Origin of the sequence: Streptosporangium minutum (assembly GCF_002149035.1) — a bacterium.
Classification (GTDB): domain Bacteria; phylum Actinomycetota; class Actinomycetes; order Streptosporangiales; family Streptosporangiaceae; genus Streptosporangium; species Streptosporangium minutum.
The window spans coordinates 42,749-52,216 of sequence record NZ_NGFP01000029.1; the positions used below are offsets into that span (position 1 = coordinate 42,749).

Sequence of the window (9,468 nt, forward strand, 5' to 3'; positions counted from 1 at the left end):
ATAGGGAGACTGAAGAGAGATGGCGGAGCTTACGATCCGGCCGGACGAGATCCGGGACGCGCTTGAGCGCTTCGTCCAGGCGTACGAGCCGGAAGGCGCCGCGCGCGAGGAGATCGGGACCGTCGTCGACTGCGGCGACGGTATCGCCCATGTCTCCGGCCTTCCCTCGGCGATGGCGAACGAACTGCTTGAGTTCGAGGACGGCACGCGTGGCCTGGCACTGAACCTGGACGTCCGGGAGATCGGTGTCGTTGTTCTGGGCGACTTCAGCAAGATCGAAGAGGGCCAGTCGGTCCGCCGGACGGGCGAGGTTCTGTCCGTGCCGGTCGGCGACGCCTTCCTCGGCCGTGTGGTCGACCCTCTGGGCGTTCCGATGGACGGCAAGGGCGCCATCGAGTCCGAGGGCCTGCGCGCCCTTGAGCTCCAGGCCCCGTCCGTGGTCCAGCGCCAGCCGGTGAAGGAGCCGCTGCAGACCGGCCTCAAGGCGGTCGACGCCATGACGCCGATCGGCCGCGGCCAGCGCCAGCTGATCATCGGTGACCGTGGCACCGGCAAGACCGCCATCGCCGTGGACACCATCCTCAACCAGCGGGAGAACTGGCTCTCCGGCGACCCCGACAAGCAGGTTCGCTGCGTCTACGTCGCGGTCGGTCAGAAGGGTTCCACGATCGCCCAGGTCAAGGGCCGCCTTGAGGAGGCGGGCGCGATGGAGTACACCACCATCGTCGCCGCCCCGGCGTCCGACCCGGCCGGTTACAAGTACCTCGCCCCCTATACCGGTTCGGCCATCGGCCAGCACTGGATGTACCAGGGCAAGCACGTCCTCATCGTCTTCGACGACCTGACCAAGCAGGCCGACGCCTACCGCGCCGTCTCGCTGCTGCTGCGCCGCCCGCCGGGCCGTGAGGCCTTCCCCGGTGACGTCTTCTACTTGCACTCCCGTCTCCTGGAGCGCTGCGCGAAGCTCTCCAAGGACATGGGCTCGGGCTCGATGACCGGTCTGCCGATCATCGAGACGAAGGGCAACGACGTCTCGGCGTTCATCCCGACCAACGTCATCTCCATCACCGACGGCCAGTGCTTCCTCGAGACCGACCTGTTCAACTCGGGTGTGCGTCCGGCCATCAACGTCGGTGTCTCCGTCTCCCGAGTCGGCGGCTCCGCGCAGGTCAAGGCGATGCGCAAGGTCGCCGGCACGCTGCGCCTGTCGCTGTCGCAGTTCCGTGACCTGGAGGCCTTCGCCTCCTTCGCCTCCGACCTGGACGCGGCCTCCCGTGCCCAGCTGGAGCGCGGCCAGCGCCTGGTCGAGCTGCTCAAGCAGGCCCAGTACAGCCCGCTCCCGGTCGAGAAGCAGGTCGTGTCGGTCTGGGCGGGCACCACCGGTGAGCTCGACGACGTCCCGGTCGAGGACATCCGCCGCTTCGAGGCGGACTTCCACGACTACCTCTCGCGCGAGAGCAAGGGCATCTTCGACAGCATCCGCGAGACGAAGGAGCTGTCGGACGACACGGTCACCGCTCTCAAGGACGCCATCACCGAGTTCAAGAAGTCCTTCGAGACCTCTTCGGGCGAGCTGCTGGTCAACGAAGAGCCGGTCGCGGCGCTCGCCGCCGGCGAGGTCGGCCAGGAGAAGATCACCAAGCACGTCCGTACGGCTGAGAAGAAGTAGCCGATGGGTGCCCAGCTAAGACTGCTGCGGCGGCGGATCAAGTCGGTCAGGTCCACGGCGAAGATCACGCGTGCCCAGGAGCTCATCGCTTCGTCGCGCATCGTGAAGGCGCAGCAGCGGATGCAGGCGGCCGTGCCGTACGAGCGCGAGATCACTCGCGCCGTCACGGGCGTCGTCAGCAACACCAGCAGCGTCGACCATCCGCTGACCGTGGCCAAGGAGCGGCCCAGCAAGGCGGCCGTGCTCATCGTCACCAGCGACCGCGGGTTCTGCGGCGGCTTCAACGCGAACATCCTGCGTGAGGCCGAGGCCCTCGGCTCCCTGCTGCGGGGGAAGGGCATCGAGCCCGTCCCCTTCGTGGTGGGCCGTAAGGGCATCACCTGGCACACCTTCCGTGGCCGCGAGATGGGCGGGCAGTGGGACGGGTTCTCCGACAGCCCCTCCTACTCCAACGCCAAGGAGATCGCGGACACGCTGATCCAGACGTTCTCGGCAGAGGACGGCGTGGACGAGATCCACATCGTCTCCACCGAGTTCGTGTCCATGCTCACCCAAGAGGTAACGGTGAAGCGTATCCTGCCGCTGGAGGTCGAGGAGACCTCCGAGAAGCCGGACACGCCGCTGCCGTACTTCGAGTTCGAGCCCAGCGCCGGCGCCGTGCTCGACTCACTGCTGCCGCGCTATGTGGAGTCGCGCATCTTCAGCGCGCTGCTCCAGTCGGCGGCCTCGGAGCACGCTTCGCGCCGCCGGGCCATGAAGTCGGCGACCGACAACGCCAACGAGCTGATCCGCGTGTTCACCATGCAGATGAACCAGGCTCGCCAGGCCGAGATCACCCAGGAAATCAGCGAGATCGTCGGTGGCGCGAACGCGCTGGCTGACGCCGCAGCGGGGAAAGAGTGAAATGACTGCACAGACTGTTGAGACCGGCGTGGGCCGCGTCGCGCGGGTCACCGGTCCCGTCGTCGACGTGGAGTTCCCCGTCGAGGCGATGCCCGATATCTACAACGCGCTGACGGTCGACGTCACCCTCGGCGAGGAGACCAAGACCCTGACCCTGGAGGTCGCCCAGCACCTGGGTGACAACCTGGTCCGCGCCATCTCCATGCAGCCCACCGACGGCCTGACCCGCGGTGCGGCGGTGTCCGACAGCGGCGCCGCCATCTCCGTCCCGGTCGGCGACGTCGTCAAGGGCCACGTGTGGAGCACCCTCGGCGAGTCGCTGGACGTGCCGACCGCGTCGCTCAAGATCGAGGAGCGCTGGGGCATCCACCGCCCGTCGCCCGCCTTCGACACCCTTGAGTCGCGCACCGAGATGCTGCCCACCGGCATCAAGGTCATCGACCTGCTCACCCCGTACGTCAAGGGTGGGAAGATCGGTCTGTTCGGTGGCGCCGGTGTCGGCAAGACCGTTCTGATCCAGGAGATGATCCGCCGGGTCGCGCTGAAGTTCTCGGGCACCTCGGTGTTCGCGGGCGTCGGCGAGCGTACCCGTGAGGGCAACGACCTCTGGCTGGAGATGGACGAGGCCGGCGTCCTCAAGGACACCGCGCTCGTCTTCGGCCAGATGGACGAGCCGCCGGGCACGCGTCTGCGCGTCGCGCTCTCCGCCCTCACGATGGCGGAGTACTTCCGTGACGTGCAGAAGCAGGACGTGCTTCTGTTCATCGACAACATCTTCCGGTTCACCCAGGCCGGTTCCGAGGTCTCCACCCTGCTCGGCCGCATGCCGTCCGCGGTGGGTTACCAGCCGACCCTGGCCGACGAGATGGGTGTCCTCCAGGAGCGCATCACCTCGACCCGCGGTCACTCGATCACCTCGATGCAGGCGATCTACGTCCCCGCGGACGACATCACCGACCCGGCCCCGCACAACGCGTTCGCGCACCTCGACGCGCAGACCGTTCTGTCCCGGCCGATCTCGGAGAAGGGCATCTACCCCGCGGTGGACCCGCTCGACTCCACCTCGCGGATCCTCGACCCGCTCATCCTGGGCGAGGAGCACTACCGCGTCGCCCAGGAGACCAAGCGGATCCTGCAGAAGTACAAGGAACTGCAGGACATCATCGCGATCCTCGGTATCGACGAGCTGTCCGAAGAGGACAAGGTCACCGTCCAGCGGGCCCGTCGTATCGAGCGCTTCCTCTCCCACCCGATGTACGCCGCCGAGGCGTTCACCGGCCAGCCGGGTGAGTTCGTGCCGCTGGACGAGACGATCGCCTCGTTCAAGGGTCTGTGCGCCGGCGAGTACGACCACCTGCCCGAGCAGGCCTTCTTCATGGTCGGTGGCATCGAGCAGGCCATCGCCAAGGCCAAGGACCTCGCCCGCTAGTCGCCTTCGGCACCGGTACGGCGTGAGCCGTACCGGTGCCTGGTTCGAAAGGAACTGGAGAGAACGTGGCGAAGCTGCGAGTAGGCGTCGTCTCGCCGGAGCGTGAGATCTGGTCCGGCGAGGCCGACATGGTGATTGCCAAGACCATCGACGGCGAGATCGGTATCATGCCTAAGCATGCGCCCGTGCTCGGTGTTCTCGTCGAGGGCGGCGTGCTGACGGTCAAGCGTGGAGGTGGCGAGAGCGACCTCATCGCCGCGGTCCACGGAGGGTTCCTCTCGGTGGCCGACGACGAGGTGTCGATCCTGGCCGAAATGGCCGAGCTCGGCTCCGAGGTCGACGTCGCCGCGGCGAAGGACGCGCTTCAGCGCGCGCAGGCCTCGATCGAGGCCAACCAGGAGGACGCGGACGCCGCCGTCGCGGCCAAGCGTGCCAGGGCCCGGTTGCGCGCGGCCGGCGAGGAAGTCGGATAAATTCTGCTTCTGAGCGGTACGGCTTTTTGGGGGCGGCAGGCATGGTGCTGGACGTACTCATCGTGGTGGCGCTTCTCGTCGCCCTCCTTGCCTCCCGCGTGCTGATCCTGACCCGCTCCCGGGGCTCGGTGCTGTGTTGCCTGCGCCCGACGTCGAAGGAACGGGGCTGGCGTGTAGGGGTAGCCCGCTACGCCGACGGCCAGCTCAACTGGATTCCACTCATAGGTCTGCTTCCAAGGCCGCGCCACGTGATCGTGAGGCGCGGCCTTGTGGTTTCCGGACGTCGCAGGATCGGGTCCGGCGAGTTCTACGGGTTCATCGAGGGCATGACGGCGCTGGAGTGCCGGAACGGGCAGAGCGCTTTCGAGCTCGCCATGGGGTATCGCGCCCTCACGGGGTTCGTCGCCTGGCTGGAGTCCGCCCCGCCCGGCGCCTACCTCGACGTCTCCTGACCTTCCCGGCAGACCACGCGTTCCGCCCGGCCGGACGCCGCCGCCGGGTGGGTCCCGCTCCGGCCGGGAGCGGCCGCGCGGGTCCGTCGGCGAAGACGGGGTGCTGCGGGGCTGGCGGGCCGCCGGGCCCCGCGCACCCGGGCGTCAGTCCAGGGAGCGGCGGATGTCGCCCAGCGCCTCGCGGAGCTCGTCCCAGGGGAACACGCCGGACTCCGGAGCGACGGAGTCCGGCGCGGGAAGCCGGTCGAGATCGAGGACGACCTTCACCCCCCACTCCCGCAGGGTGGCGACGCTGCCGGCGAAAGCGGGGTGGCGCGCCAGAGCCGCGTTCGGCCAGGGGGCGGAGACGATCGGCAGCCCGAGGCCGAGGGCCTCGTTGAGCAGGCCGAGAGCCAGGGTGTCGCTGATGCCCGCCGCCCACTTGTTGGTCGTGTTGAACGTCGCGGGGACGACCGCCATGGCGTCGGCGGGCGGCAGGACGTCGGGTTCCTCGGGCCGCTTGTAGTCGCTCCTGACCGGGTGACCGGTGAGTTCGGCGAGCCGGGCGGCGTCGATGAACTTCGTCCCCGACGGTGTCGTGACCACGCACACCGTCCAGCCTCCGGCCTGCGCGTGCGTGACGAAGCCGGCGAGCTCGCCCGCGGGACGCCCGCCACACGCGATCACGTACAGCACCGGGTTTCCGTCGACCATGTGGGGCCTCGCGTTTCTGGGGGAGTTTCCCGGGCTAGCGGGTGCCGCCGGGCTTCCAGAGGATCTCGTCGCCGTGGGCGGCGACCCGGCAGAGAATGAACATCAGGTCGCTCAGCCGGTTGAGGTACTTCGCGGTCAGCGGGTTGACGTCGTCGTGCGCCTCCAGGGCCGACCAGGTGGTCCGTTCGGCCCGCCGGGTCACCGTCCTGGCCACGTGGAGCTGGGCGACGGCCGGGGTGCCGCCCGGCAGGATGAAGCTGCGCAGCGGCTTGAGCCGTCCGTTGAACTCGTCGCACCGCGCCTCCAGCCACTCGACGTAGGAGGGCTCGACGCGCAGCGGCGGGAACTCGGGGGCCTCCACCACCGGGGTGCACAGGTCGGCGCCCACGTCGAACAGCTCGTTCTGGATCCGGGCGAGGACCGCGGCGATGTCCTCGTCGAGGGAACCCATGGCCAGGGCCACGCCGATCGCCGCGTTGGCCTCCTCCACGTCCGCGTACGCGGCCAGGCGGGGGTCGGTCTTGCGGGTGCGGCTCATGTCGCCGAGCGCGGTCGTGCCGTCGTCACCGGTCCGCGTGTAGATCTTGGAGAGCACTACCGGCTCGTCCCTGTCAGCTCTCGTCATGTAGCCCAGCGTATCGGTCAGTAAAATCATCAAGATTGCCCCGATAGTGGACAATATGATTTACCGATGGCTTCTGGTTTTTACCTGCGATTCCCTCACATCTCCCGCGAGACGCTGACGTTCGTCGCCGACGACGACGTCTGGGCGGCTCCCGCGGCCGGAGGACGGGCCTGGCGCCTCTCCTCGGACCGGGCGCCCGCCGGCCACCCCCATCTGTCCCCGGACGCCACGAAGGTCGCCTGGACCAGCGTCCGCGACGGCGCCCCGGAGGTGTTCCTGGCCGATCTGGAATCCGGCTCCGCCGAGCGGCTGACCTACTGGGGTGACCGCCGGACCCGCACGCGCGGCTGGACGCCGGACGGCAGGGTTCTCGCGATCAGCGCGACCGGCCAGCCGTTCGCCTCGCGGAGCTGGGCCTACGCCCTGGGCGACGGCCGGGTCGAGCGGCTGCCGTACGGCCCCGTCACCGATCTGTCGGTCACCGGCGACGCGGTGGCGCTGCTCACGGCCTCCCTCGCCCGTGATCCGGGCACCTGGAAGCGCTACCGGGGCGGTACGGCGGGGCGCCTCTGGGTCCAGCGGGCGGGAGGCGACTTCACCCGGCTCCTGGCGGAGGTGAACGGCCACTTCGCCAGCCCGATGCTCGTCGGCGGCCGCCTGGTCTTCCTCTCCGACCACGAGGGGGTCGGCAACCTCTACTCCTGCGCGCTGGACGGCACCGGCCTGCGCCGGCACACCGACCACGACGTCTTCTACGCCCGGCACGCCACCACCGACGGGACCCGGATCGTCTACCAGAACGCCGGTGACCTCTACCTGCTGGACGACCTTGACGCCGAGACCCGCAAGCTCGACGTCACGCTCGGCTCCCCGCTGCGGGGGCGGCAGCCGTACCAGGTCAGCGCGGGCCGCAGGCTGCACGATCTGGCCGTGGACGCGACCGGGCGGGCCAGCGCGGTGGAGATCCAGGGCTCGGTGCACTGGATCACCCACCGGGACGGCCCGGCGCGGCAGCTCAGCACCGGCCTGTCGGCGGGGAAACCCCGCATCCTCGGTACGGACCGGGTGGTGTGGGTCTTCGACGACGGGGAGCGGCAGGGCCTGGAGATCGGGCCGGCCAGTGGCGGGGAGAGCCGCAGGATCGCCGCGGGCAAGCTCGGCGAGGTCGGTGACCTGGCCGTCTCGCCCGACGGGAACGCGATCGCGGTGGCCGCCAGGGACGGGCGGCTGCTCCTGGTGGACGTGGCCTCCGGCGAGGTCACCGAGCTCGCCGCCGCCAACGGTGAGATCGAGGGGCTGGCCTGGTCACCCGACTCCGCCTGGCTTGCCTGGTCGCACCCGGAGGCCACGCCGCTGCGCCGGATCCGGCTGGCCAGGGTGGTGGACCGGGTCGTCACCGACGTCACCGACGGCCGGTTCGTGGACGTCTCGCCCGCCTTCACCGGGGACTATCTGGCGTTCCTGTCGCGGCGCGGCTTCGACCCGGTCTACGACGCGCACTCCTTCGACATGTCCTTCCCGTTCGGCTACCGCCCCTACCTGGTGCCGCTGGCCGCGGCGACCCCGTCGCCGTTCGCGCCCAGCTCCGACGGCCGGGCCGTCGGCGAACCCGACGACGACGACAAGAAGAAGCGCAAGGACGACGCCGCGATAACCGTCGACCTGGACGGCATCGCCGCCAGGGTCGTGCAGGTGCCGGTGCCCGAGGGGCGCTACTCGGCGCTCCGCGCGGTCAAGGGCGGGTTCGTCTGGCTGCGCGAGCCGCTGGCCGGGGAGCTCGGCGAGGACCGCGACCAGGTGGGGGGCGAGCCTCCCCAGCCCGCGCTGGACCGTTACGACCTGGCCAAGCGCAAGTGCGAGGAAGTGGTCGACAAGCTCGACCGGTACTGGGTGAGCGGTGACGGCACCCAGCTCGTCGTCCGTGACAAGGGCGCGCTCACCGTCCGCCCGGTGACCGGCAAGAACGGCGGGGACGACGCGGCCGTCGACCTGTCGCGGATCCGCGTCACCGCCGACCCGCAGGCCCAGTGGAGGCACGCCTACACCCAGATGGGCCGCCGGATGCGGGCCGACTTCTGGGTCGAGGACATGGCGGACGTCGACTGGGACGCCGTGCTGGAGGAGTACCGGCCGCTGGTGGAGCGGGTCGCGACCGCCGACGACTTCGCCGACCTGCTCTGGGAGGTGCTCGGGGAGCTGGGCAGCTCGCACGCCTACGTCGACGCCGCCCCCTGGGGACACCCCGCGTCCGACTCGGTCGGCCTGCTCGGCGCCGACCTGTCCTGGAACGGCGACGGCCGCTGGCAGGTGGACCGGGTGCTGCCCGGCGAGTCCTCCGACGTGCACGCCCGCTCGCCGCTGGCCGTGCCCGGAGCGGGGATCCAGCCGGGGGAGACGCTGCTGGCGGTCGACGGCCGCCCGGTGCCGCCGCAGGGCCCGGCCTCGCTGCTGGTCGGCGCGGCGGACAAGGCGGTCGAGCTGACCCTGGGCGGTGGGCGGAGGGTGGTCGTCACGCCGCTCCGCGACGACCGCCGCCTGCGTTACCAGGACTGGGTGGCCGGGCGCCGGGCGCATGTCCGCGATCTCGGCGGCGGCCGGGTCGGCTATCTGCACATCCCGGACATGGTCGCCGAGGGCTGGGCGCAGTTCCACCGCGACCTGCGCAGGGAGATGACCTTCGAGGCGCTCGTCGTGGACGTCCGGGGCAACCGGGGCGGCCACACCTCCGAGCTCGTCATCGAGAAGCTGATCCGCCGGGTCATCGCCTGGGACCTGCCCCGGGGCATGACGCCGATCACCTACCCCGAGGACGCTCCGCGCGGCCCGCTGGTCGCGGTCACCGACCAGGACGCCGGATCCGACGGTGACATCGTCACCGCCGCATTCAAGATCCACAAGCTCGGGCCGGTGGTCGGCACCCGCACCTGGGGCGGCGTCATCGGCATCGAGGGCGGTCACCGCCTGGTCGACGGGTCGCACATCACGGTGCCCCGGTACTCGTTCTGGTTCGAGGGGCTCGGCTGGGGCGTGGAGAACTACGGCGTCGACCCGGACGTCGAGGTGGACATCACCCCCGATGACTGGGCCGCCGKCCGGGGCGGGCAGGTCGCCGAAGGACCAGGCGGTGCCGGGGAGCCGGAAGGCGATGGTGTCGCCGGAGCCGGCCACCACCTCCTCGACCGTCCCGTAGGTGTGGATGAGACCCTCATGCATGATGGCCAGCC

General features: G+C 70.1%; 8 protein-coding genes. 6 read left to right on the top strand and 2 right to left on the bottom strand.

Features of this window, described 5'->3' with window-relative positions; translation table 11 throughout:
• Positions 1 to 19 precede the first annotated feature (19 nt).
• From atpA to CA984_RS09305, 5 genes are all read left to right on the top strand, one after another.
• Positions 20 to 1,669, top strand: coding sequence for a F0F1 ATP synthase subunit alpha (gene atpA / locus CA984_RS09285; RefSeq protein ID WP_086570271.1), 1,650 nt, complete (start codon positions 20 to 22; stop codon positions 1,667 to 1,669).
• Between the two features lie 3 nt (positions 1,670 to 1,672).
• Positions 1,673 to 2,572: a F0F1 ATP synthase subunit gamma gene (locus CA984_RS09290; RefSeq protein WP_086570273.1), complete on the top strand. Its 900-nt coding sequence runs from the start codon at positions 1,673 to 1,675 to the stop codon at positions 2,570 to 2,572.
• Position 2,573: 1 nt separating this feature from the next.
• Positions 2,574 to 4,001 carry a F0F1 ATP synthase subunit beta gene (atpD, locus tag CA984_RS09295; RefSeq protein WP_086570276.1) on the top strand — a complete coding sequence of 476 codons (1,428 nt, stop codon included), beginning with the start codon at positions 2,574 to 2,576 and terminating at the stop codon, positions 3,999 to 4,001.
• Positions 4,002 to 4,066: 65 nt separating this feature from the next.
• Positions 4,067 to 4,474, top strand: a complete 408-nt coding sequence (locus CA984_RS09300; RefSeq protein ID WP_012888408.1) for a F0F1 ATP synthase subunit epsilon — start codon at positions 4,067 to 4,069, stop codon at positions 4,472 to 4,474.
• 41 nt (positions 4,475 to 4,515) lie between these two features.
• Positions 4,516 to 4,926 carry a DUF2550 domain-containing protein gene (locus tag CA984_RS09305; protein WP_086570278.1) on the top strand — a complete coding sequence of 137 codons (411 nt, stop codon included), beginning with the start codon at positions 4,516 to 4,518 and terminating at the stop codon, positions 4,924 to 4,926.
• A gap of 144 nt (positions 4,927 to 5,070) precedes the next feature.
• Here CA984_RS09305 and CA984_RS09310 read toward each other — a convergent pair whose 3' ends face one another.
• Both CA984_RS09310 and CA984_RS09315 read right to left on the bottom strand, forming a co-directional pair.
• Positions 5,071 to 5,619, bottom strand: coding sequence for a flavoprotein (locus CA984_RS09310; RefSeq protein ID WP_086570280.1), 549 nt, complete (start codon positions 5,617 to 5,619; stop codon positions 5,071 to 5,073).
• Between the two features lie 34 nt (positions 5,620 to 5,653).
• Positions 5,654 to 6,244, bottom strand: coding sequence for a cob(I)yrinic acid a,c-diamide adenosyltransferase (locus tag CA984_RS09315; RefSeq protein WP_086570282.1), 591 nt, complete (start codon positions 6,242 to 6,244; stop codon positions 5,654 to 5,656).
• 66 nt (positions 6,245 to 6,310) lie between these two features.
• On the opposite strand from CA984_RS09315, the gene CA984_RS09320 reads away from it, so the two are divergent.
• Positions 6,311 to 9,468: S41 family peptidase (locus CA984_RS09320; protein WP_242675832.1), on the top strand; the 3,158-nt coding region annotated here is incomplete at its 3' end.

Excerpts from the sequence above, each read along its gene's own strand:
- CA984_RS09305 (WP_086570278.1), top strand. The coding sequence starts at position 4,516 with ATGGTGCTGGACGTACTCATCGTGGTGGCGCTTCTCGTCGCCCTCCTT.
- atpD (WP_086570276.1), top strand. The coding sequence starts at position 2,574 with ATGACTGCACAGACTGTTGAGACCGGCGTGGGCCGCGTCGCGCGGGTC.
- CA984_RS09290 (WP_086570273.1), top strand. The coding sequence starts at position 1,673 with ATGGGTGCCCAGCTAAGACTGCTGCGGCGGCGGATCAAGTCGGTCAGG.
- atpA (WP_086570271.1), top strand. The coding sequence starts at position 20 with ATGGCGGAGCTTACGATCCGGCCGGACGAGATCCGGGACGCGCTTGAG.
- CA984_RS09315 (WP_086570282.1), bottom strand. The coding sequence starts at position 6,244 with ATGACGAGAGCTGACAGGGACGAGCCGGTAGTGCTCTCCAAGATCTAC.
- CA984_RS09310 (WP_086570280.1), bottom strand. The coding sequence starts at position 5,619 with ATGGTCGACGGAAACCCGGTGCTGTACGTGATCGCGTGTGGCGGGCGT.